The following is a 22,395-nucleotide window of genomic DNA, read 5'->3' on the forward strand; positions in this document are numbered from 1 at the left end:
TTCGGGGATTTGTAGGGAGTCAAAAATGCCCCTCGGGGGCTTCTCCTAAGCGAGGGGTCGGAGGTTCAAATCCTCTTGGCGACGGGCTTCAAAGCGTTCGAAAATGTTAGCTGGATTAGCTGACAACGAACGCTTTTGTTATTTTCAAATCACGTTCGTGACACAAAATTCCATTTAAAATGATCAATTTCCAGCTAACGCAATCCGATTTTTGTTAGCTGACAGCTAATCAAAATTACCGGTTTGCAAACATGGGTTTTAAGAAGTCCAGCTAACATTTGGGTTCCGCTCCGTTGTCACCCCTTATTCGGGGATGTAAATCAGAGAAAAGGCGGGAAAAGAAACAATCTCTCCCAAACCTGCAAACATGAATTAGCTGAAACAGTATTTAATTCTATTAGCTACAGCTAATGGTCAAACAGCAATGTCTGTTTGGAACTTTACTATCTATAAAAGTTCCAGGCAGGCATTTTTTATTTCCTGAATCCTGGAGGAAAGGAGTCAAGATGACTGAGCCAAACAGACAATCAGGAGAAAACGAAGAAAGAATCATAGAAATTGAGATTGAGCGTCTTCGTCCGTTCAAAGAGCACCCGTTTCAGGTAAAAGATGATAAGGAAATGTTTCTTTTGCAGGAAAGCATTGAGAAGTATGGAATTTTAAATCCGCTAATCGTCAGACCAGTACCGGATGGATACTATGAGATCATATCCGGTCACAGAAGAAAACATGCTGCGGAGAAACTGGGATACCGTAAAGTACCAGTAATCATCCGGGTATTAAGTGAAGATGATTCCATTTTAAGCATGGTAGATTCTAATCTTCACAGAGAACGGATCAGCTACAGTGAAAAAGCTTTTGCTTACAAACTGAAGAATGACGTATTAAAAAGAAAAAGTGGTCGAAAAAAGAGCCAAGTTGACCACAAAACACCAAGAAAGCGGGCAATAGAAATCATCAGTGAAGATTGTGGTGATAGCCCAAAACAAGTGCAGCGTTATATCTCACTGACAAAACTGATACCGGAAATGCTGCAGAAACTGGATGATGAGATCATTTCTTTTTGTCCGGCTGTAGAGATAGCTGCATTAAGTGAAAAAGAGCAAAAGGAACTGCTTGTAGCAATGGAGTATGCACAGGCAATCCCATCACTCTCACAGGCCCAGAGGATCCGGCAAATGAGTAAAGAAAAGCAGTTGTCACTGGAAAAGATGGAAGAAATCATGTGTGAGGTTAAAAAGGGTGAAATCACAAGAGTGGCTTTCACAAACGAACAGCTACATAAGTATTTTCCGAATTCCTATACACCGGCAATGATGAAGCGGGAAATACTGGCACTGTTGAAATTATGGAAAAAAGAATCATGGGAAAGTTAAAGGAGGAAGAAATCATGTGTAAAGTTATATCCGTAGTAAACCAGAAAGGCGGCGTTGGAAAGACCACCACAACCGTAAATGTAGGCATTGGACTGGCAAGAGAAGGTAAGAAAGTGTTGCTGATTGACGCGGATCCACAGGGAAGTTTAACAGCAAGTCTTGGATATGAGGAACCGGATGATCTTCGCATCACACTGGCAACGATCATGATGGATGTCATCAACGAAGAAGAAATCTCTCTGGAAGATGGTATCTTACATCACCAGGAAAATGTAGATCTACTTCCGGCAAATATTGAGCTTTCTGCCCTGGAAGTAACGATGGGAAATGTTATGAGCAGAGAAATGATCATGAAGGAATATATCGATGCGATAAGATGCCGATACGATTATATCCTGATCGACTGTATGCCAAGCCTTGGTATGATGACAATCAATGCACTGGTCTCCTCTGATTCTGTGCTGATACCTGTACAGGCCGCATATCTGCCTGTTAAAGGACTTCAGCAGCTGATCAAGACCATTCTTACAGTAAAGAAAAGACTGAACCGGAAACTGGCGATTGAGGGCATTCTCTTGACTATGGTAGATTTCAGAACCAATTACGCAAGAGACATTGCATCGAGAGTACATACAACCTACGGAAGCCAGATTGAAGTATTTGAAAATGTGATCCCGATGTCTGTAAAAGCAGCTGAGACCAGTGCAGAGGGAAAAAGTATTTACATGCACTGTCCGAAAGGAAAAGTTGCCGAGGCATATATGAAATTGACACAGGAGGTTTTGAGTAATGAAAAATAGAAGTGGCGAAAAGATTAAACTGGCAAGTATTGATGAACTGCTTGGTGTGGTAAATGAAGAGTCAGCAATGGAGATAGAAATTAGTAAGATCCATCCGTTTAAGAATCATCCGTTCAAGGTGCTGGATGATGAAAAGATGCAGGATCTGGTTGAAAGTGTAAAAATCAATGGAGTACTGACTCCGGTACTGCTTCGCATGGATGAAAATGAAGAATATGAAATGGTATCCGGTCACAGAAGAATGCATGCAGCACAGCTTGCAGGACTTACGACTATTCCGGCAATCGTAAGAGAATTATCGGATGATGATGCCATTGTGGCGATGGTGGACGCTAACATTCAGCGAGAGGAACTGTTGCCGAGTGAGAAAGCTTTTGCTTATAAGATGAAATTAGCAGCTATGAAAAGACAAGCAGGAAGACCAAAAAGTAATTCTGGCCAAAATGACCAGAATTTAATAGGAACTGTATCTAGGGATGTATTAGCAGAGCAAGTTGGAGAAAGTTCTAAACAGATTCAGCGTTACATTCGCCTGACAGAATTGATTCCTGAACTTCTTGATCTGGTAGATAACAAAAAGCTTCAATTCACGGTTGCTGTAGATATCTCTTACATCGATAAGGAAGTACAGGGATGGATTTACGAATATATCTGCGACACAGGATTTATCAAACCAAAACAGATTGCAGCACTCAGAATTCAGCTGAATGATGGACCAATCAATCAGATCCAGATGTTATCAATTTTCAATAACTGTGTGATGGCAAAGAAAGTATCCCGGTCTCTTACTTTCTCAGAAAAGAAACTGACAAAGTACTTTCCGGATGATTATACAGCCAAAGATATGGAGCAGGTGATTGAATCATTATTAGAAAAATGGATGCAGGAACAGTCCTGTTAAGGATAGAAAAAGCTAAGAAAACAAAGTCAAAGAAGTTTAAAAAGAGGACTTCTTAGCAGAAAATGAAAGGAGGAAACTATGGAGAAAAAAATGACATTTAATTATTTTTACGGTACCGAAGCTGATCAGTTCAGCTTCTACCGCATACCAAAAGCATTATTTACAGACAGTTATTTTAAAGATTTATCGAGCGATGCTAAAATTTTATATGGACTGATGTTGGATCGAATGTCTCTTTCCATCAAGAATCAGTGGTTTGACGACAAAAACAGAGCATATATCTACTTTTCCATCGAAGATATCATGGAATTACTGAACTGTGGCAGAAATAAAGCCATTAAATCCATGAGAGAACTGGATGACGAAACAGGAATTGGTCTGATTGAGAAACGCAGACAGGGATTTGGAAAGGTGAACGTTATCTACGTGAAAACCTTTATGCCTGAGAAAACAGATGAGAAAAAATTTGGAGAGGAATTAAAGAAGTTTAAAAAACAAACTTCTGTGGAAAATGAGGAATCTACAGAAGTTTACAATTCAAACTTCATGAAGTCCCAAAATCAAACTTCTAGAAGTCCCGAAAACAAACTTCAAGAAGTTTACATTTCAAACCCTAATAATACTAATCTTAGTGATACTGAAATGAATAATAATAAATCTAATCATATCATATCTGTGGATGAGAAAAGATTTGATAGCGATAATCACTCTGAGGATTATCAGGCTTATGAAAACCTTGTCAAAGAGACCATTGATTATGAATCACTGGAAGTAACCCATCATGACGATATGCGACAGGTAGATGAAATCGTGAACCTGATCGTAGAGACTGTGATGTGTAAAAACGACAAGATATTGATTGCCAGCAACTGGTATCCGGCATCACTGGTGAAGAAAAAATTTCTGATGTTGACCTATTCACATATCGAGTATGTCTTACACTGTATGAGTGGTAACACCACAAAGGTGAAGAATATCAAGAAATATTTGTTAGCAGCCCTGTTTAATGCACCGTCAACGATGAACGGGTATTATCAGGCAGAGGTGAACCATGATATGCCAGGACTGGTAAGATAGGAGGTGCACATGTTTATTTTAAAATTTGCTGGGAAGATATTATTACTGCCAGTATGGCTGATCCTTTTTGTGATCGGCCTGGCAGTAAAGATGACAGTACAGACTTATGCGGTTGTCAGAGGGATCCTTGGGTTTATATTCACTTTGTTGATTATAGCAACTGCATACTGTTACCATGACTGGGTACAGGTTGCATTTCTGTTTTCGCTGAGTGTAATTCTGTATCTGATCCTGTTTGCAGGAGTGTTCGTAGATACTGTACTGGACATGACAAGAGAACGTATTATTGATTTTATTATATCGTGAGGAGGATATGAAAATGAGCGAAAACAATGATTATATTCAGTTACCACCACTTAAAAAAGACACACCGTCCGATGTGGTAGCATTTATGTGGGAGTACATGAAAGTACCGGAGGATTCAAGAGAAAAAGTTAAGAATCTGCTTAAAGATGCAAATGAAAATGGCGTAAAATTAAGTCATCAGGCACCAACACTGTATGATGTTGTCCCAAAAGAAGAAATTACTGAATTTGAAGAGCTTATGCGCAAAACCATAGCTGACATTGTATCAGAAGCCAGTGGCATTGCCTGTTGGGTGTATGTGCAGAAATATGTGAAACAGAAAACTCTTGACGAAATGCTGCAAGAATTGCCAGGAGCAGGCCAGTTTATCATTGTCATGGATACCTGGTTCGAAAGACTGATGGCGGAATAATGGATGCTATGATAGAATAAAGAAAACGATTTGAAGTGCAAATCGGAGTTTGACGAGGTAAAAGAATATGAATGGAAAACATCTATTTCTTACATCTGCAGGGTTGACCGATAAGATGAAAGAGAAATTCTTTGATATTATTGGAAAGTGTCCGAAGGATGTGAAAGTGCTTTATATTCCAACAGCTGGCATTGAAACAGATGGTGCAAGAGAGTCGCTTGCAATATGTTTTCATGAACTCTTTCTAATGGGAATTCAGTACGAAAATATATTAGTGTACAATCTGGAATTAATTCTTTCAAAAGACTATCAAAGAACCTATTCTTCGTATGTTACAACCCCGTTTATGCTTACAAGGCTATTAACTTTTGAAGAATTAAACCAATTTGATGCTGTTTTTGTCAGTGGTGGTGATGTATCTGTGCTTTGTCGTGAAATGTCTAGAACTGGTTTTGATAGAATACTTAATAATGCAATTAAAAACGGACTTATATATGTCGGAATCAGTGCAGGAAGTATGTATGCGGCGGGAAATTTAACAGATGGATTACATATTATTGACAATCCTATTATCCCCCATTGGAATGGTTCTGAAACAACAGTATTACCGAACGGCAAAGATGAGATTAAGCTTGCTGATGGAAAAGCTGTTTATGTAGAGGATAATTACATGAGTGTAATATGATGCACATGTAGGATTAGTCAAATTCAAGTTTACAGAACTGAATCAAAAGAGCTCGAAGGAGCTCTTTTTCCTTTTTTATAATAGTATCTGGGACTGTTGTTCCGTTGATAAGATTTTCAAGTTGTTGTGCGACTTCGGCTTGTTTGTTTGGATACAGACGACTATAAGTATTTAAGGTTTGAAAGAATTGTAGAGCAGATGAAACAGGCACAGGGGATCACGGAACAGTTAAAGGCAGAAAATCAGATGGAATGGGTAGCGAGAATGAACAATATGTAATCGTGTGCAAGGGAGATTGTGGATACAGAGATGGTTTATCAATAATGGAAATAAAATGAAGGAGAAAAGGCGGCAGTTTAGAAAGGCTGTTGCCTTTTAGGAATTGTTGTTTATTTGTTGTTTTTTATAAGATATACTATAAAGAAAAGATAGCATTATAGCCAGAGGTGGAATTTATGAACTATAAAATTTTAATGGTTGATGATGATAGAGAATTGCTAAAAATGTTGAATCAATACTTTACATTGAAGAATTATACAGTGATTATTGCAGAAAATGGCATAGAAGCAATGGAAAAGATAAGTGTAAATCCCGATATTATTTTATTGGATGTAAATATGCCGGGAATGGACGGAATTGAAGTGTGCAGAAGAATCAGAGATATGGTTTCCTGTCCGATTATTTTTTTGACCGCAAAAGTAGAAGAACAGGATCGAGTAATGGGATTGTTGTCTGGTGGCGATGATTATGTTTTAAAACCATTCAGTTTGAAAGAATTAGATGCCAGAATTATTGCTCATTTGAAACGTGAAGAACGTTTACATAGGAAAAAAGAACAAGGGTTTTATGGAGAATTAGTAATTGACTATGCCAGTAAATGTGCACATATTAAAGGGAATGCTTTAGAGCTTACTAAATTAGAATATGAGATTATAGAATTTTTATCCATGAATCCTGAAATGATTTTTGATAAAGAACGTATTTATGAAAAGATTAGTGGATATGACACAGAAGGAGATAGTCGAGTAGTGACTGAACTAATCCGTAGAATTCGTAATAAAATAAAACGATATACAAAACATGAATATATTGAAACAGTATGGGGGATGGGATATAAATGGAAAAAATAAAAAATCTTTCGTTAAGAAAAACCATTGTCTTATATATGATAGTCAGTTTGATAGTTAGTTTTTATCTTTCGGCATTGATTATGCGAATGGCAGCAACTATACAAGATGACATTTGGTGGAAATACGTAGATCAAGAAAAGTATTTTGAAATGGCTGAAGGTGACGGTAGAAAGTATTTGACAGATGTTCCGAGACCGAATTCTTATGAAATGAAAAAATTTGATTATCATGTATCAGAGATATGTGACTTCCTTCAGACGTTTACAGTACTTATTGTGTCTGTGGTAGGCAATATCATAGCAGTGTTTCTTTTTTATAAGCATAAATTAAAAAATCCCATTGAAGAATTAGAACTGGCATCACAACAGGTTGGTCGAAATAATTTGGATTTTCATATTACCTATGAAAATAAGGATGAAATGGGAAGATTGTGCGAGGAATTTGAACGGATGAAGGAGCAGCTTGCAGAAAATAACCATCAATTATGGAAAATAATTGAGGAAGAAAAGGCTTTGCGAGCAGCGATTGCACATGATATCCGTTCACCGCTATCTGTATTGGCGGGGTATCAGGAAATGCTTTCAGAATATCTTCCTGAAGAAGAGATAGATATGGATCGAGCCTTAGGTATGGTAAATGAGAGTAAAAAACAGATTGAACGCATGGATACATTTGTAGAAACAATGAGGAAGATGAGCAGTTTAGATACAAGGGAGTTAGTGGTAGAAGAAATTACAAGTATGCAGTTAGAAATAGATATACAGGCAGAGTTGAATGTGTTTGAGAAAAAATTTGGAAAAAGATGCGAATTAGAATGTGTGGAAACAGCAGAAAAATTTTCGGGAGATAAGGAAGTGATTTTAGAGGTTATAGAAAACCTTTTGTCAAATGCCTTTCGTTATGCTAAAACAAAAGTGGAAATGGAAGTTCTCCTTACTTGTTCTGAATTACAAATCAGAGTAAAGGATGATGGAGTGGGTTTTACAGTAGACAAGCAAAAGGCAACAGAGCTTTTTTATCAGCAAAATGTGAAAGACAGTTTGAAACATTCAGGAATGGGCATGTATATCAGTAGGTTGTATTGTGAAAAGCATGGCGGACAGTTACTAATAGAAAATGAAAAACAGAGTGGAGCTGTAATAACAGCAGTATTTCATCGGATTGCATAAGCAGTCCGATTTTTTTATGCTGTTGTCTTTTTATTGTGATTTATATTTTATGATGTCTATAACAAGGAAAGGAGGCAAACGTATGATTGCTATTTTTAAAAGAGAGATTAAGAATTATCTAAAGCGACCGTTATTTTGGGTAGGTATTCTGCTTGTGATTTATGGTGTGTTTAATACGACAAGTCCATATTTAACCACACATTATTTAGGGCAAGGCGAGAAAATTATCAATGATTATCCTGATACAGTTCGCTTAGGAGATGTTTATGAAGGATATATTCCTGCGAATCCTGAAAAACATCGAGAAATATGGAGTGGACAGATAAAACAAGCACTAATTGATGAATTAGAAATGTCTGATTTAGAGGCACAATCCGTAATGAGCAAACTTGTTGATATGGAGTTAGAAGAAGCATTCGTATATCTGGAGGAAAAATATGATTGGTATAGTGCAAGATATATGTACGAAGATAGTGCCTATTACAAAGGAACGCCAGAAGAAATCAACACATATCTGAACGAAAAAATGAAAAATAAGGCGTTTTCTTTTTATTACTCAAGAAAATTTGCTGATTTTGCAGGGTTGTTTATGTGTTTTTTTGCAACAATTATGTTAGCGGTTCTGTTTTTACAGGATACGAAAAAGCATACTTATGAATTGCTTCACACGAAACCGATCACTGCCGGAAAGTATGTATTTGGAAAAGTAAGCGCAGGATTTGCAATTTGTTTGATTGCTCTGACTATTATAAATCTATTATTTTGGGCATTGTGTGTTATTTATACAAAAGACAGTGGGTTTGAAGTGCGGTTCTGGGATTTTATAGTTTCTACTGTACTTTATATACTTCCCAATATGCTGATGATTGTAAGTGTATATACATTGATTTCACTCATATTTAAAAATCCACTTCCGGGAGTGCCGCTTCTGATTCTTTACATGGTATATTCCAATATGGGCGGAAGAAATGCGGAAGGAGTTTATGGATATTGGGGAAGACCTTTTGCGATTATGGTTCGATTCCCCAATCAGCTTTTCGATACAACACCGCCGCCAATGGCATTTTTAAATCAGAGTTTACTTATTTTAGCATCTGGAGTGATTATTCTGATTTCAATACAGATTTGGAAGAGGAGGCGGATGTAAATGAAGAAGGAAATGAAGATTGTTCTGCCGTTTTATAAGATTGCTTATGCAGTATCTTTTGTTGTGATTTTAAGCTTGATACGTGGGGTTGTATTCACAAATGAAATAGGACTTTCCATTGAGGCACCTTTTGCTATATTGACTGCTGTTTTTTGTGCGGACACTTATGTGCAGGAAATTACAAGCAAGCGTTCAGAAATCCATAGGCTGTATCCAATAAGAAAGAGAATTTGCTCCATCATGCAGCGAATAATGATACAGGAATTTTTTTTATTACTGCTTGCTGTTTTAGGTTACGGATTGTTTTTTGTGTTTCAAAAACCAGTCACACATCCGGCAACGGAAAGTGAAATACTTCAGTTTATTGCCTATTTTTTAGCGATTGTAGTAACCATTTTCTTTTGGGGAATATTGGTCAATACATTGTCAATGCTTTTTCGCAATATGTGGATGGGGATTGGAAGCTGCCTTCTGATATGGGTAGCAACAAATTCCACGGGAGGAGATAAACTTTTTGGGGCATGGAATCTGTTTTCCTATGCTTTCAGAGATATAGAAAATACTGCTGATGTTACATGGCTGCAAGGGAAAGCTTTGTGTATTGGTATTGGATTGATTTTATTGGTAGTATTGCCGAAAATAGTTAGAAAGAGAGGGTAAGTTTATGAGTATTCATATTGAGGATTTAACAGTAAGATTTAAAAATGGTGTGACAGCAATCAATCATGCGAATTTAAATATACCGAATGGAATTTTTGGATTATTGGGAGAAAATGGAGCAGGAAAGACAACTTTGATGAGGGTTTTAACTACTGTACTTAAACCTACAAGTGGAACGGTCACATTGGACGGGATTTTATATAGTGAAAGAAACTATGAAAAAATTCAGAGAAAAATAGGGTATCTGCCACAGGAAATTGAACTTTATCCTAATTTGACTGTTCAGGAGTGTTTAGAGTATATGGGTGATTTGGCAGGTGTTCCAAAAGCAGAATGCAAGAAACGAATAGAATATTATTTGAAAAAGACCAGTCTTGCAGAACACCGGAAAAAGAAAATGAAACAGTTGTCAGGCGGTATGAAACGACGGGTAGGATTGGTGCAGGCGCTTTTAAATGAACCGGAATTTTTAATTGTGGATGAGCCGACTACCGGTTTAGATCCAGAGGAACGTATTCGCATCCGCAATTTGTTAGTAGATTTTTCTGAAAACAGAACGGTTTTGTTTTCAACTCATGTGGTAGAAGACTTAGCTGCCACCTGCAATCAGCTTGCAATTATGCATAAAGGTCGATTTCTGTATGCGGGTTCTATGAAGAATTTGACAGAAGAAGCACAGGGGAAAATCTGGATTTGCAAAGTACCTGATGAGAGAAAAGCAAGAGAAGTGGAACAGAAGTATCGTATTACATCAAAACAGTATGTTGAGGGGGGATTGCAGTTAAGAGTGATTTCTGAAATACAGCCAGAATTGGAGTGTATGTCAATTCCTGCAACGTTGGAAGATGCTTATATTTATGTGACGAATCAATACGAGTAGATAAAGCACCATCTGATGCTTTACTACCAGTTGCACGTTGTTCGCTTTGAATATTTGTGGAGAAAAAGTATGTATTATTTTGGCTTTCTATAAAACCTATAAACCAGCCATTTATATCCTGCCCGTTCACTCGTCCGGTTCCGGTTTTTCCATAAATTCTCCATTTTCAGAGGCGGTAAGATGGATGGAATTTTTGACGGCATGAATATTAGCAGGAGTAAAGTTGAAGTTGTTTCGATATAAATTTTTCAAAAGTTCAACTTGTTCTACTGGTGAAATCTTTAAGGATGACTGCATCCAGTAGGAAGAGAAATCTCCGGATATATTTTCATTGCCATATCCTATTTGCTGAAGGTATGAATTTATAGTGGAAGCTCCGAGCTGCTTGTCGATTGATTCAAAATACCAGTTTGTATATATATTTTAAAAGGTATATGATTAAGAAAAACGGCAGGGGGTATCTGAATGAAATCACATAAATATTGGTCTATCGGTGCACTGATTACAATGCTTGGAACTTTTTATACAGGTTATAAGGGATCAAAAGAAGGCCATAAGTACTTTGCAGCAAGTTCTTTGCTTTGCATGATTATGGCTATTTATACAGGACACAAGATGATTTCTGGTAAAAGTAGGAAGAAAAAAGAAGTTTCAGTAGAGAGTGTTGAAGATTAAAAAACAAAATATTTTAATAAATAACGCCGGTGCGGGATTTTTGATATCCAGTACTGGCGTTATTTATTCTACAGGGGCTTGGGGGTGTAGCTACCAAATATATTATTAATTTTCTTCTTCGGTAAGTTTGTTAAGGATCCACTCCCTATTGATAACAACATCCTCATCATCGCGGAGATCCTTGAAATCATCGCAGTGTGAAGAAGCAAATTCATACATATTGTCAATGTCAACTGCACCAGTAATCTCACTCTTATTAATGATTACAAGAATATTTGTTCCGTCGTCATCGACAGCAAAGCGCAGTTCATCAAATTCTTTATCAGGATCATTTTTGAGAATAGAATCTGTCGCAAGTAATTTGACAAGTTCCATTATCCTGTCATCCTTACCAGCATCAAAGATCTGGATCTTTTCAACGAGCTGATTTGGTGACGTTACAACTCGGTTTAAGTACTTTTCAGTATGAAAATCAGCTAAAGCATTTTTTTCACAAAATATTTCACATGTCTTTTCCACTTCTGATTCCGGAACCAGATAAATCATGATAAGATCTTCCATCTGGTGATAGAGTGTAGGGTAGTTTAAACGGAAGGTCTCTCCACAGTTCGGGCAAGTATAAAGGAAAATAGATTGATTAAGTACCTTCTCTTTCATTTCAGGATCCAGTGCAGTATTAATACTGTCCCAAAGCTCAAAATTCCCCTCATAATGGCAGGAAGGGCAAGTAATCTTTTGAAGGCATTCAAACACTTTTTTTAATTCGATTATTAGTGAATTTGAAACAAAATAACAGAATTGTGCTATACTATTGTTCGACAAAAATTTACTGACATATTTCAAAATATTTAGGAGGATAAACAATCATGTGTACAGCAGCAACTTATAAATCAAAAGATTTTTACTTTGGAAGAACCCTCGATTATGAATTCTCTTATGGTGATCAAATTGTAATTACACCACGTAATTATTCGTTTCATTTTCGTTATATTGGAGATAAAAAAAGCATTATGCAATGATTGGAATGGCTCATGTTGCAGAAAACTATCCGTTGTATTATGATGCGATGAATGAAAAAGGAGTGGCGATTGCTGGACTGAATTTTGTCGGAAATGCTGTTTATTCCGAGGTTCAGTCAGATGTAGAAAATATTGCACAGTTTGAATTCATTCCTTGGATATTGAGTCAGTGTGCTTCTTTGGCAGAAGTTCGGGAGCTTCCTGATCGAATTAATATTGTGAATACTCCTTTTAGTGAACAATTGCCATTAGCGCAATTACATTGGATAATTTCTGATGAAAACGAATCAATTACGGTAGAATCTATGTCACATGGTTTGCATATTTACGATAACCCGGTAGGAGTGCTTACGAATAATCCGCCATTTCCACAGCAGATGTTTCAATTAAACAACTATATGCATTTGTCCCCAAAACAGCCAGAGAACACTTTTGGCGAAAATTTGGCTCTTGATACATATAGTAGAGGTATGGGAGGAATAGGTCTTCCGGGAGATCTCTCATCTTCCTCTCGATTTGTGCGTGTTGCTTTTACAAAGATACATGCAATTTCAGGTGAATCAGAGAAAGAGAGTGTTAGCCAGTTCTTTCACATTCTCGGATCCGTGGATCAGCAACGTGGATGTTGCGAGGTGGCTGATGGAAAATATGAAATTACATTATATACATCTTGTTGTAATGTTACAAAAGGCATTTATTATTACAATACTTATGAAAATCATCAGATAAGTGCGGTAGATATGTACGCGGAAGATTTGGATGGTAATAACTTGATCTGTTATACTGTAATTCAAGGAGAACAAATCAATTATCAAAACAAATAGTATTTATAAATAAGAAGTAGGAAGGAAATTACCATGACAAAGGAAGAAGTAGAAAAACTCTGGATGGATAATCCGGAATCAATGCAGTTTTTAAAGAATGCTACAAAGTTTTATAATTTAATGATGATGTACCGTTGTGCTATCCGGGAAATTCAAACCAAACTTGAAGTTTTAGATGATGAATTTTCAGTTGAGAACAATCGAAATCCTATTTCATTTATAAAGACAAGAATTAAGAAACCCAATAGTATTTATAATAAACTGCAGAAAATGGGACATGATTTTACAACAGAGAATATACAAACATATCTAAATGATGTAGCAGGTGTTCGAATAGTTTGTGCATTTATTGATGATATTTATATGATATCTGATTTGATCACACAACAAGATGATATCAAAGTTATTGAAGTAAAGGATTATATAAAAAATCCCAAACCAAATGGCTATCGAAGCTATCACATGATTGTTGAGATTCCTGTATTTTTTGCTAAGGGTAAAACACCTATGCGTGTAGAACTTCAAATCCGGACTAATGGGATGGATTTCTGGGCAACGTTGGAACATCAGCTTCGTTATAAAAAAGGCATTGAAGAAATGCCTGGATATGAAGAGATCAGTGAAGAATTACTTCATTCTGCAAGAGTTGTCATTGAAGCAGATAATGAAATGCAGAGAATAAAAGACAAAATTGGTATGTTCCACGAAATTTAAGCAGAAATTTGATTGAGTAGAAAGGTTGGAATATATATGAAACAAGATACTTTAGAAGGAAAAGCGAAAACAAAAAACGGAGTAAAACGATTGTGTTTTTCCATAATCTGCATTCTTCTAGAAGTAGTTTTTATTATTACTATTGTAACACGCTTAAATGAATATGCAGAAATCATAAATCTATTTACAAGGATTTTAAGTGGAATTTTAGTTTTGGGATTGTATGCATCAGATAAGACATCTTCCATGAAAATGCCTTGGGTTATATTAATTTTAATTTTCCCAATTATGGGTGTAGGCCTATATTTATTGATTGGTTTGAATGGCGGCACACATAAAATGCGTGAGCGATATGCAGAAATTGATAGCAAATTGTTACCAATGCTTTCCGATAATCAGGAGTGTTTAAGCAGAATAAACGAAACGATTCCGAAGGCAGGAAATATTGCAAGTTATATACAAAGAAATTCACAGTATCCAATCTATCAGAATACGGATGTGATGTATTTCGATGAAGCAGTAAAGGGATTAGAGACCCAGCTTGAAGATCTTGCAAAGGCACAGAAGTTTATCTTCATGGAGTATCATGCTATAGAAGATGCAGAGGCGTGGCATAAGATCCAAAAGATTCTGGAAGAACGAGTAAAAGTTGGAGTGGAAGTACGCATATTTTATGATGATATGGGTTCTATAGGATTTATTAATACTGATTTTGTAAAAAAAATGGAGTGCGTAGGAATTCATTGCCGTGTATTCAATCCGTTTGTACCAGGTTTAAATTTGTTCTTGAACAATCGTGATCATAGAAAAATAACGGTTATTGACGGGAAAGTTGGGTTTACCGGTGGATACAACCTCGCAAATGAATATTTTAATTATACACATCCTTATGGACAATGGAAAGATACAGGTATTCGTTTAGAAGGAGATGCTGTTCAGTCACTCACAGTGACATTTTTGGAAATGTGGAATGCGGTTAGTGATAAAGATGCGAATGATCCTGATTTTGGTAAATATATTTTTCATTATGATTACAAGGCGCAGCAAACGGGGTTTATTCAGCCTTATGCAGACAGTCCTATGGATAATGAACAGGTTGGAGAAGAAGTTTATATTAGTATGATAAATAAAGCTGAAAAATACTGTTGGTTCATGACTCCATATCTGATTATAACAGACGAAATGACACATGCGTTATGTTTGGCTGCTAAGCGAGGAGTGGATGTCAGAATTATTACACCGGGTATTCCAGACAAAAAATTTATTTATAATATCACTCGTTCTTTTTATCATGGATTGGTTAAACATGGTGTGCATGTTTATGAATGGACTCCTGGTTTCTGCCATGCAAAAATGAGTGTGGTGGATGACTGTATGGCAACTTGTGGAACAATTAATCTGGATTATCGAAGTTTATACCATCATTTTGAAAATGGATGTTTTATGATAGATTGTCAGTCTGTTTTAGATATAAAGAGTGATTTGATAAAAACCATGGGTGAATGTCGTGATGTGACAGAACAATATTGTACCGGACGCAGTGCATATTTACGATTAGGACAATTATTTATGAGATTATTTGCTGGATTGCTATAAGAATCTGATGTAACGATCTCTCAAAGAACAGTTAATTTAAAAGTCGACTGTTTTTGAGAGGTCGTTTTGTTATATCGAATGATTTGTACAGAATTTCCGTTTAGTTGAAAAAAATAAATTTTGTTGAGGTTGAATTGAGATTGACATTGTATTATATAAGCATGGAAAAAAGGAATCAGGTGATATACAATGAAAAAGCATAAAATATGTAAAATTCTTCTTGCTATACTGGCAGTTCTTCTGTTTATGGCTTGTTATGAATTACTTGGAATCTGCATTGCATATAAAAAACAGCCAGAAATATCTGAAAAAACCATAAAAGAAATACATAATGAGTCGTGGAACGAATGCAGTGAGAATCCAGAACGGGCAGTGATCATAGAAAAGAATTCGGAAGCTCTTTTACAAAGAGTGCGATTGATTAAGAATGCAAAAGAGGAAATTATTCTTTCTACGTTTGCATTCAAATCCGATGAAAGTGGGAAATTGATCTTAGGAGCTCTTCGTGATGCGGCAGACAGAGGTGTACATGTTCGCTTGCTGGTAGATGGAATGGAGAGTTGGATTGATATGGAAGGTAATCCGTATTTTTATGCATTATCTTCCCATGAGAATGTTGAAATCAAATTATACAATAAGGCCAATCCGTTGAAACCATGGAAAATGATGGGAAGAATGCATGATAAATATTTGATTGCAGATGGTAAGAACTATATTCTTGGAGGAAGAAATACATATAATTATTTCCTGGGCGATTTTCCAGGACACAAGAACTATGACAGAGATGTGTTGGTTATTTGCGATGAACCAAGGAAAGAAAATTCAGTCAACCAGTTGTTAGATTATTTTGAAACGATATGGGAACAAGAAGATAGTGGCTATTTTCATAATGATAAGAAACTTGCAAATAGAAAATCTGTAAAGAAGGCAGTATTAGAACTGCAGGAAGAATATCAGCAATATTTTAATGAAAACAAGGGAATGATTTTCGATACGGATTATACAGACGAAACGTTTGAGACAGAAAAGATTGCATTGGTATCAAATCCTATTCACACAGCTTCCAAGGAACCAGTAGTCTGGTATCAGCTGGGAGAATTGATGAAAAGTGCGAAGAATCGTGTAAAGATTCATACACCATATATTATCTGTAATGATATGATGTACAATACATGGGAGGAGATTGCAGAGAATGTTCCAAATTTTTCAATCATGACAAATTCGGTTGCAAATAATGGCAATCCATTCGGGTCTGCTGATTATGCAAAAAATAGAAATAAGATTTTAAATACAGGAATTGACATCTGGGAATATGAAGGCGGTTATTCTTACCATGGAAAAAGCATCCTGATCGATGATGATTTATCTGTGATTGGTTCCTTTAACATGGATATGAGAAGTACGTATCTGGATACGGAACTGATGCTTGTAATACGTAGCAAAGAAATCAATAAACAGTTGGAAGAAGGAATGATGGAATATGAAAAAGTATCCCGACAGGCATTAGAAGATGGCACGTATCATGATCCGTATCATGTAAAACCGATTGAATTAACAAAAAAACGTCAGAGAAATGTGTTTTTGGTACAGCATTTGCTTGGATGGGCAAGATATCTGTTTTAAAAGATAACAGGGAGGAAGGAAAACGTGTTTCAGATATTAATTGTAGAAGATGATAAAGAATTAAGCCAGCTATTTCAGAAAGTGCTCGAGAAGAATGGTTATCAGGTTAAAAGTGCACCGGATGGAGCTCAGGCATTAGAAGTATTGGATAAGGAATATATTGATCTGATTATTTCCGATATCATGATGCCGGTTATGGATGGTTATGAGCTGGTGTCGGAACTTCGTTCAGCAGGATACCAGATACCGGTACTTATGATCACTGCAAAAGGAAACTTTGATGACATGCGCCAGGGATTTCTTTCTGGAAGTGATGATTATATGGTAAAACCGGTAAATGTGAATGAAATGGTTTTAAGAGTAGGCGCATTGCTCCGTCGTGCACAGATCCTGAATGAACATAAAATTGTGATTGGTTCAACAGAGTTTGATTATGATGCAATGACCGTTACAACGGATAAGGAAAGCCTTGTTTTACCGAAAAAAGAATTTCTGCTTTTATATAAGCTGGCAGCTTCGCCGGGAAGAACATTTACAAAACAGCAGTTAATGGATGAAGTTTGGGGATATGAGACAGAGGCAGACCCACATACGATAGAGGTGCATATAGGAAGAATTAGGGAGCGTTTTAAAGATAATCCAAATTTCGAAATTGTAACCATGCGTGGAATTGGATATAAGGTGGTGAAAAAATAATGAATCAGAAGAAAGAAAAAAGATTGAAGATTCGGTCCTGTCTGACTGGTGCAATCTGGCTGTCTCTCGTATTTTCAACAGTGATATCTGCTTTATTATTTGCATTTTTAAATCATTTCTTTAAGCTACTGGGGAGTATACCTGTGCTTGGCTGGCTTTTGATTTTTAATACACTGATCGCAGGGCTCATTACTTCTTTTATTAATGCAAAGTTACTAGAGCCAATTACCAGACTCAGTAAAGCAATGAAGGAAGTTTCTCAAGGAGATTTTGAACAGCATTTGGAAACGAACAGTCGTATAGCAGAGGTTGGTGAATCCTACCAAAGTTTCAACGTGATGACAAAAGAGCTTCGTGCAACAGAAGTGCTGCAGATGGATTTCGTATCTAATGTTTCTCATGAGTTTAAGACCCCTATCAATGCCATTGAAGGTTATACAATGCTTCTTCAGGGAGAAGAATTATCGCAGGAGCAAGAGGGATATGTAGAAAAAATCTTATTTAACACGAAGAGGCTTTCTGGGTTGGTTGGAAATATTTTGTTGTTGTCTAAATTGGAGAATCAGAATATACCAATGAAAAAAACGAAATATCGACTGGATGAACAGATTCGTCAGGCATTTCTTTCTTTGGAATCAAAATGGACAGAAAAAGAAATTGGCTTCCAGGTAGAATTGGAGGAAGTCAAATATACTGGAAATGAAGGACTTCTTATGCATATCTGGATGAATCTTTTAGATAATGCAATCAAGTTTAGTCCGGCAAAGGGAACAATTACGATGTTTCTGAAACAGGAAAAGAATTCTGTGAAGTTCATTGTGGAGGATGAAGGACCAAGAATCGAGGAGGATGTAAAGGCTAGAATATTCGACAAGTTTTATCAGGTAGATGGTTCTCATAAGGCAGAAGGAAACGGTCTTGGTCTTGCACTTGTAAAGCGGATTGTAGATAGTGCGGGAGGAACGATTAAAGCAGAAAACCGGGAATATGGCGGATGTAGATTTGTTGTAGAACTTCCGATACAGACAAATGAGAATATAATATAAAAGTAGAAGCTGGGAGGATTTATATGACATTTTATCAGGAATTACAGTTAAATCAGGCAGGATCGAAAAACCTGTTGAAAAAGAGTGAAACCACGAAAGAAAAAATGTATCATATACTGGTATATCTGATTAAGATAGCTGTTACAATGGTTTTTTGTTTTTTATTTGTTACTGTTTTCAGCATCCTGTTTGGAAATGAAAACAGTATTGTTGGTGTGGTAGTTTTATTATGTCTTATGGTATTTCGAAATGCGGATTTGGGAATCCACACTGGACAATCTACGATGCTTTTGGCTATGTTTTTTGTAATAATGGCCGTATGTCCTCATCTTGCAAATCAGCTTTCACCGGTACTGGGAATGCTGTTAAATATTGCTGCACTGGCAGTGTTGATATTTTTTGGATGTCATAATCCATTCATGTTTAACCAATCTACATTGGTTCTTGGCTATCTGCTATTATATGGATATGATGTTACAGGAACAAGCTATCAGATGCGATTGGCCGGAATGATTTTAGGCGCAGTTCTTACCTGTTTTGTATTTTATCGAAATCATAAAAATAGAACTTTTAAAAGAAATTTGAAAGATCTAATCCAGGAATTTGATATCACTTCATCGAGAACAAAATGGCAGTTATGCCAGATTATATGTGTACCAATTGTCCTTTGCATTGCAGAACTTTGCAATATGCCACGTGCAATGTGGGCTGGTATTGCGGCTATGTCAGCAATTTTGCCGTTTGTGGAAGACATGCAATACAGAGTCCGTAAAAGGATTGTCGGAAATATTGTAGGTGTTATATGCTTCACCGTATTATATTTTCTGCTTCCATCATCCATCTATGCTTATATAGGAATTCTTGGTGGAATTGGTGTAGGATTTTCAGCGCAATACGGCTGGCAGGCTGTATTTAATACCTTTGGCGCTCTCGCAATTGCTGCGGAAAGTTATGGATTAAAAGGAGCAGTTAGTCTTAGAGTGATTCAGAATGTTTTTGGTGTTGTATTTGCATTGGCATTTTGTGCTGTATTTTATTGGTTTATGTCGAAACAAAAGGAAAGTGATGTGACCGTACATGCAGAGTGAAGGAAGTCAGAAAGAAAATTTGAATAGAATTATTACAGTACCCAATTTGCTTTCTTTTTTTCGGTTTTGTCTGATTCCAGTAATTATATGGAGTTATTGTGTAAAGGAAAATCCTTTGTTAGCAGGAGAAATCTTATTGCTATCCGGTCTTACGGATCTCGCTGATGGATATATTGCAAGAAGATTTCATATGATTAGCAATCTAGGAAAGATTCTCGATCCGGTTGCCGATAAGCTGACACAGGCAGCAATGTTGATTTGCTTGTTTACTCGCTTTCCACATATGCTCCCGTTGATCGTTATAATGGCAGTTAAGGAACTTTATATGGCGGTTAGTGGATGCCTTGTGATACGAAAAACAGGAAAAGTGCATGGTGCAGACTGGCATGGAAAAATAGTAACCTTTTTATTATATGGAACTGTGGCTGTGCATATTATATGGTTCCACATTACACCAATGGTGTCAGATCTGTTAATTGGTTTGTGTGCTATAATGATGGTTGTATCAGTTGTTTTGTACATTATCAAGAATACCAGAACACTTAGGGGAGAGACTGCATAAGCAATTTGATTATATTGAGATGACTAGATAATATTTAGGAGAACACAGATATGAACAGTAAGTCAAACGCACAAGCTATGGAAACAGAAAAAATACCACGTCTTTTGGCCCAGCTTGCAATACCTGCTGTTGTGGCTCAAATCATCAACCTTTTATATAATATTGTTGACCGTATTTATATCGGACATATTCCAGGTGTCGGTGCCGCAGCATTAACAGGTGTTGGATTGTTTACGCCAATTCTCATGCTGATCAATGCCTTCGCCATGCTGGCAGGATCCGGAGGTGCCCCGCGTGCAGCGATTTCTATGGGAAAGAAAGATAATAAGACAGCTGAAAAGATTCTTGGAAACTGTTTTGCAATTCTCATGCTTATGGCCGCAGCTTTGACGGTGATATTCTTTACTTTTGCGCCACAGTTACTGACGATGTTTGGTGCTAGCGATAAGACACTTCCTTATGGCGTGGATTATGCAAGGATTTATATTCTTGGAAGTATTTTTGTTTTGATCGTGATGGGAATGAATCCATTTATTACGACACAGGGATTTGCAAAGATCAGCATGATGACAACAGTGATTGGTGCTGTAATCAATATCATTCTTGATCCGATTTTTATCTTCGTATTTCATCTTGGAGTAAAGGGAGCTGCACTCGCAACTGTTTTGAGTCAGGCTGTAGGGGCAATATGGATCCTTCGTTTCTTGTCAGGAAAGAAGACGATTCTGCATCTTAAAAAAGAAAACTTTAAACTGCAAAAAGAAATCATCTTACCATGCCTTGCTCTTGGTATATCTACATTTGTCATGTTATCTACGGAAAGTATTTTGTCTATCAGTTTTACTTCCAGTTTGTCAAGATATGGCGGAGATCTCGCAGTAGGGGCTATGACAATTATTACCAGTGTTAGCCAGCTTGCAACATTACCATTACAGGGAATTTGTCAGGGTGGACAGCCAATCATGAGCTATAACTATGGTGCAGGAAATAGAGATCGAGTAAAAAAAGCATTTTTTACTCAATTTACAGTTTGTACAATTTTTACGGGATGCTTCTGGTTGATTATGCTTCTATTTCCGAAGATGTTTGCAGGTATTTTTTCGAATAATACAGAATTAATCACGTATACGGCATGGGCGTTAAGAATTTACATGGCAGGTATTTTTTCTCTTGGATTCCAAGTTGCTTGTCAGCAGAGTTTCATGGCATTGGGCCAGGCAAAAGTTAGTTTATTACTTGCCTGCTTAAGAAAATTGATTCTGTTGATTCCGTTGATTTTTATACTGCCGCATTTTATCCAGAATAAAGTATTTGCGGTATTTTTGGCTGAGCCAATCAGTGATATTTTGGCAGCGATAATAACAACTTCAACGTTCTTTAGTCGGTTTAATAAAATTTTAATAACAAAATATAACAGTTATTAAATCTCTTAAAACAGGTGAAATCTCAATCGGGATTTAAGGAGGTCTTGTATGAAGAAAATCGTATGTACAATGCTATGTATTATGCTTTTATTTGGTTTGAGTGCTTGTGGTGGAGATGTTAATGAAGTAAATACGCATAGTCTGGAATTTTAAGTCGATTTGAGTTGTTGCTGTGGTGTTGTTCTATTTCAAAAAAGAGTGAAATGATATAAATAAGGCCACGGCTGATTTCATGTTGGAACAGCCGTGGCTCAGTTTATTTTTTTATCCGTATAAACGAGACTGTTCCGCAGATTATGTAGAACAGACAGAGTACGATTCCGATAGTGAGAACATACGAGAATAGTAAAACAAAAGCTGTCCGCAGCAGAATTGCTTTACAAATTAACCGGTAGAGATATTACTATATGCCCCTGCTTCGGTAACAGCAGACTACACTTGCAATGCAATAATGGGAATGGTAAATCTCCACCAGTTAACCCAGCAATTATATAGCTCCCATTTCTCGCCCACTTTTATTACGGATTGCTTGGGGAGGGGGAACATATAGTGATTTATAGTATATCGGTGGTGTTTTGTCAGTAT

General features: G+C 36.7%; 23 protein-coding genes and 3 pseudogenes. 23 read left to right on the forward strand and 3 right to left on the reverse strand.

All coding sequences use genetic code 11. From position 1 onward, the window contains the following. Nucleotides 1-410 precede the first annotated feature (410 nt). The 13 genes and pseudogenes from KGMB01110_RS08095 (at nt 411) to KGMB01110_RS08160 (ending at nt 10,543) form a co-directional block, all read left to right on the forward strand. Entirely contained in the window at nt 411-1,376 is a 966-nt protein-coding gene (locus KGMB01110_RS08095; RefSeq protein ID WP_055194962.1) for a ParB/RepB/Spo0J family partition protein, read from the forward strand. A 14-nt stretch (nt 1,377-1,390) separates the two neighbouring features. Then, nucleotides 1,391-2,176 (forward strand): ParA family protein, encoded by a 786-nt coding sequence (locus KGMB01110_RS08100; RefSeq protein ID WP_055160152.1) that lies wholly within the window; start codon nt 1,391-1,393, stop codon nt 2,174-2,176. After that, nucleotides 2,166-3,077, forward strand: a complete 912-nt coding sequence (locus KGMB01110_RS08105) for a ParB/RepB/Spo0J family partition protein (protein ID WP_118742199.1) — start codon at nt 2,166-2,168, stop codon at nt 3,075-3,077. The genes KGMB01110_RS08100 and KGMB01110_RS08105 overlap by 11 nt, the downstream gene beginning before the upstream one ends. Before the next feature lie 78 nt (nt 3,078-3,155). Continuing rightward, on the forward strand, nt 3,156-4,154 hold the full coding sequence (locus KGMB01110_RS08110; protein WP_118742200.1) for a DUF6017 domain-containing protein: 999 nt from the start codon (nt 3,156-3,158) through the stop codon (nt 4,152-4,154). A 9-nt stretch (nt 4,155-4,163) separates the two neighbouring features. Further along, the gene (locus KGMB01110_RS08115) at nt 4,164-4,460 is read left to right on the forward strand and encodes a hypothetical protein (RefSeq protein ID WP_008708038.1); all 297 of its coding nucleotides are present in this window, start codon (nt 4,164-4,166) and stop codon (nt 4,458-4,460) included. A gap of 7 nt (nt 4,461-4,467) precedes the next feature. Continuing rightward, nucleotides 4,468-4,872 (forward strand): hypothetical protein, encoded by a 405-nt coding sequence (locus tag KGMB01110_RS08120; protein ID WP_118742201.1) that lies wholly within the window; start codon nt 4,468-4,470, stop codon nt 4,870-4,872. A 67-nt stretch (nt 4,873-4,939) separates the two neighbouring features. Beyond that, a complete protein-coding gene (locus KGMB01110_RS08125; RefSeq protein WP_005930833.1) occupies nt 4,940-5,557 on the forward strand; it encodes a Type 1 glutamine amidotransferase-like domain-containing protein in 618 nt (205 codons plus the stop codon). 171 nt (nt 5,558-5,728) lie between these two features. Beyond that, a pseudogene (locus KGMB01110_RS08135) lies at nt 5,729-5,836 on the forward strand (TnpV protein); the annotation flags it as partial. A 176-nt stretch (nt 5,837-6,012) separates the two neighbouring features. Beyond that, on the forward strand, nt 6,013-6,687 hold the full coding sequence (locus tag KGMB01110_RS08140; RefSeq protein WP_118742202.1) for a response regulator transcription factor: 675 nt from the start codon (nt 6,013-6,015) through the stop codon (nt 6,685-6,687). Further along, on the forward strand, nt 6,675-7,856 hold the full coding sequence (locus tag KGMB01110_RS08145) for a HAMP domain-containing sensor histidine kinase (protein ID WP_077325132.1): 1,182 nt from the start codon (nt 6,675-6,677) through the stop codon (nt 7,854-7,856). The genes KGMB01110_RS08140 and KGMB01110_RS08145 overlap by 13 nt, the downstream gene beginning before the upstream one ends. 82 nt (nt 7,857-7,938) lie before the next feature. Next, entirely contained in the window at nt 7,939-9,003 is a 1,065-nt protein-coding gene (locus tag KGMB01110_RS08150) for an ABC transporter permease (protein WP_119297975.1), read from the forward strand. Continuing rightward, on the forward strand, nt 9,004-9,663 hold the full coding sequence (locus KGMB01110_RS08155; protein ID WP_055298348.1) for a hypothetical protein: 660 nt from the start codon (nt 9,004-9,006) through the stop codon (nt 9,661-9,663). Nucleotides 9,664-9,667: 4 nt separating this feature from the next. Beyond that, nucleotides 9,668-10,543 (forward strand): ABC transporter ATP-binding protein, encoded by an 876-nt coding sequence (locus tag KGMB01110_RS08160; protein ID WP_077325129.1) that lies wholly within the window; start codon nt 9,668-9,670, stop codon nt 10,541-10,543. A 73-nt stretch (nt 10,544-10,616) separates the two neighbouring features. Here the strand turns inward: KGMB01110_RS08160 and KGMB01110_RS16020 are convergent. After that, a pseudogene (locus tag KGMB01110_RS16020) lies at nt 10,617-10,673 on the reverse strand (hypothetical protein); the annotation flags it as partial. Continuing rightward, nucleotides 10,670-10,963 carry a penicillin-binding transpeptidase domain-containing protein gene (locus KGMB01110_RS15825; protein ID WP_081019506.1) on the reverse strand — a complete coding sequence of 98 codons (294 nt, stop codon included), beginning with the start codon at nt 10,961-10,963 and terminating at the stop codon, nt 10,670-10,672. The gene KGMB01110_RS15825 and the pseudogene KGMB01110_RS16020, both read right to left, overlap by 4 nt. Nucleotides 10,964-11,008: 45 nt before the next feature. Between KGMB01110_RS15825 and KGMB01110_RS08170 the strand changes: the two genes are divergently transcribed. Then, nucleotides 11,009-11,218, forward strand: coding sequence for a DUF6219 family protein (locus KGMB01110_RS08170; protein WP_008392833.1), 210 nt, complete (start codon nt 11,009-11,011; stop codon nt 11,216-11,218). Nucleotides 11,219-11,323: 105 nt separating this feature from the next. Here KGMB01110_RS08170 and KGMB01110_RS08175 read toward each other — a convergent pair whose 3' ends face one another. Further along, the gene (locus tag KGMB01110_RS08175) at nt 11,324-11,971 is read right to left on the reverse strand and encodes a CpXC domain-containing protein (RefSeq protein ID WP_117889719.1); all 648 of its coding nucleotides are present in this window, start codon (nt 11,969-11,971) and stop codon (nt 11,324-11,326) included. Between the two features lie 113 nt (nt 11,972-12,084). Here KGMB01110_RS08175 and bsh point away from each other — a divergent pair. The 9 genes and pseudogenes from bsh to KGMB01110_RS08220 all read left to right on the forward strand — a co-directional run bounded on the left by bsh (nt 12,085) and on the right by KGMB01110_RS08220 (nt 21,810). After that, nucleotides 12,085-13,061, forward strand: a pseudogene (gene bsh, locus KGMB01110_RS08180) (choloylglycine hydrolase). A gap of 33 nt (nt 13,062-13,094) precedes the next feature. Beyond that, the gene (locus KGMB01110_RS08185; protein ID WP_055057101.1) at nt 13,095-13,775 is read left to right on the forward strand and encodes a GTP pyrophosphokinase; all 681 of its coding nucleotides are present in this window, start codon (nt 13,095-13,097) and stop codon (nt 13,773-13,775) included. Nucleotides 13,776-13,811: 36 nt separating this feature from the next. After that, nucleotides 13,812-15,371 (forward strand): cardiolipin synthase, encoded by a 1,560-nt coding sequence (gene cls / locus KGMB01110_RS08190; protein ID WP_119297976.1) that lies wholly within the window; start codon nt 13,812-13,814, stop codon nt 15,369-15,371. Between the two features lie 189 nt (nt 15,372-15,560). Continuing rightward, nucleotides 15,561-16,994 carry a phospholipase D family protein gene (locus tag KGMB01110_RS08195; protein WP_119297977.1) on the forward strand — a complete coding sequence of 478 codons (1,434 nt, stop codon included), beginning with the start codon at nt 15,561-15,563 and terminating at the stop codon, nt 16,992-16,994. A gap of 24 nt (nt 16,995-17,018) precedes the next feature. Then, the gene (locus KGMB01110_RS08200; protein ID WP_117602944.1) at nt 17,019-17,690 is read left to right on the forward strand and encodes a response regulator transcription factor; all 672 of its coding nucleotides are present in this window, start codon (nt 17,019-17,021) and stop codon (nt 17,688-17,690) included. Then, nucleotides 17,690-18,736, forward strand: coding sequence for a HAMP domain-containing sensor histidine kinase (locus KGMB01110_RS08205; protein ID WP_119297978.1), 1,047 nt, complete (start codon nt 17,690-17,692; stop codon nt 18,734-18,736). Before KGMB01110_RS08200 ends, KGMB01110_RS08205 begins: the two co-directional genes overlap by 1 nt. Nucleotides 18,737-18,759: 23 nt before the next feature. Continuing rightward, nucleotides 18,760-19,824: an FUSC family protein gene (locus tag KGMB01110_RS08210; protein WP_119297979.1), complete on the forward strand. Its 1,065-nt coding sequence runs from the start codon at nt 18,760-18,762 to the stop codon at nt 19,822-19,824. Continuing rightward, on the forward strand, nt 19,814-20,386 hold the full coding sequence (locus KGMB01110_RS08215; protein ID WP_117602947.1) for a CDP-alcohol phosphatidyltransferase family protein: 573 nt from the start codon (nt 19,814-19,816) through the stop codon (nt 20,384-20,386). Before KGMB01110_RS08210 ends, KGMB01110_RS08215 begins: the two co-directional genes overlap by 11 nt. 50 nt (nt 20,387-20,436) lie before the next feature. Further along, nucleotides 20,437-21,810, forward strand: coding sequence for an MATE family efflux transporter (locus KGMB01110_RS08220; RefSeq protein WP_117602948.1), 1,374 nt, complete (start codon nt 20,437-20,439; stop codon nt 21,808-21,810). Nucleotides 21,811-22,395: the final 585 nt, after the last annotated feature.

It is taken from the genome of Mediterraneibacter butyricigenes, from assembly GCF_003574295.1.
GTDB classification, from domain to species: Bacteria; Bacillota; Clostridia; order Lachnospirales; family Lachnospiraceae; genus Mediterraneibacter_A; species Mediterraneibacter_A butyricigenes.

Bases quoted from the DNA above. Each gene is read 5' to 3' on its own strand.
- KGMB01110_RS08155 (WP_055298348.1), top strand. From the start codon at position 9,004: ATGAAGAAGGAAATGAAGATTGTTCTGCCGTTTTATAAGATTGCTTAT.
- KGMB01110_RS08095 (WP_055194962.1), top strand. From the start codon at position 411: ATGGTCAAACAGCAATGTCTGTTTGGAACTTTACTATCTATAAAAGTT.
- KGMB01110_RS08110 (WP_118742200.1), top strand. From the start codon at position 3,156: ATGGAGAAAAAAATGACATTTAATTATTTTTACGGTACCGAAGCTGAT.
- KGMB01110_RS08125 (WP_005930833.1), top strand. From the start codon at position 4,940: ATGAATGGAAAACATCTATTTCTTACATCTGCAGGGTTGACCGATAAG.
- KGMB01110_RS08100 (WP_055160152.1), top strand. From the start codon at position 1,391: ATGTGTAAAGTTATATCCGTAGTAAACCAGAAAGGCGGCGTTGGAAAG.
- cls (WP_119297976.1), top strand. From the start codon at position 13,812: ATGAAACAAGATACTTTAGAAGGAAAAGCGAAAACAAAAAACGGAGTA.
- KGMB01110_RS08150 (WP_119297975.1), top strand. From the start codon at position 7,939: ATGATTGCTATTTTTAAAAGAGAGATTAAGAATTATCTAAAGCGACCG.
- KGMB01110_RS08145 (WP_077325132.1), top strand. From the start codon at position 6,675: ATGGAAAAAATAAAAAATCTTTCGTTAAGAAAAACCATTGTCTTATAT.
- KGMB01110_RS08140 (WP_118742202.1), top strand. From the start codon at position 6,013: ATGAACTATAAAATTTTAATGGTTGATGATGATAGAGAATTGCTAAAA.
- KGMB01110_RS08160 (WP_077325129.1), top strand. From the start codon at position 9,668: ATGAGTATTCATATTGAGGATTTAACAGTAAGATTTAAAAATGGTGTG.
- KGMB01110_RS08205 (WP_119297978.1), top strand. From the start codon at position 17,690: ATGAATCAGAAGAAAGAAAAAAGATTGAAGATTCGGTCCTGTCTGACT.
- KGMB01110_RS08195 (WP_119297977.1), top strand. From the start codon at position 15,561: ATGAAAAAGCATAAAATATGTAAAATTCTTCTTGCTATACTGGCAGTT.
- KGMB01110_RS08170 (WP_008392833.1), top strand. From the start codon at position 11,009: ATGAAATCACATAAATATTGGTCTATCGGTGCACTGATTACAATGCTT.
- KGMB01110_RS08210 (WP_119297979.1), top strand. From the start codon at position 18,760: ATGACATTTTATCAGGAATTACAGTTAAATCAGGCAGGATCGAAAAAC.
- KGMB01110_RS08120 (WP_118742201.1), top strand. From the start codon at position 4,468: ATGAAAATGAGCGAAAACAATGATTATATTCAGTTACCACCACTTAAA.
- KGMB01110_RS08115 (WP_008708038.1), top strand. From the start codon at position 4,164: ATGTTTATTTTAAAATTTGCTGGGAAGATATTATTACTGCCAGTATGG.
- KGMB01110_RS08215 (WP_117602947.1), top strand. From the start codon at position 19,814: ATGCAGAGTGAAGGAAGTCAGAAAGAAAATTTGAATAGAATTATTACA.
- KGMB01110_RS08105 (WP_118742199.1), top strand. From the start codon at position 2,166: ATGAAAAATAGAAGTGGCGAAAAGATTAAACTGGCAAGTATTGATGAA.
- KGMB01110_RS08220 (WP_117602948.1), top strand. From the start codon at position 20,437: ATGAACAGTAAGTCAAACGCACAAGCTATGGAAACAGAAAAAATACCA.
- KGMB01110_RS08185 (WP_055057101.1), top strand. From the start codon at position 13,095: ATGACAAAGGAAGAAGTAGAAAAACTCTGGATGGATAATCCGGAATCA.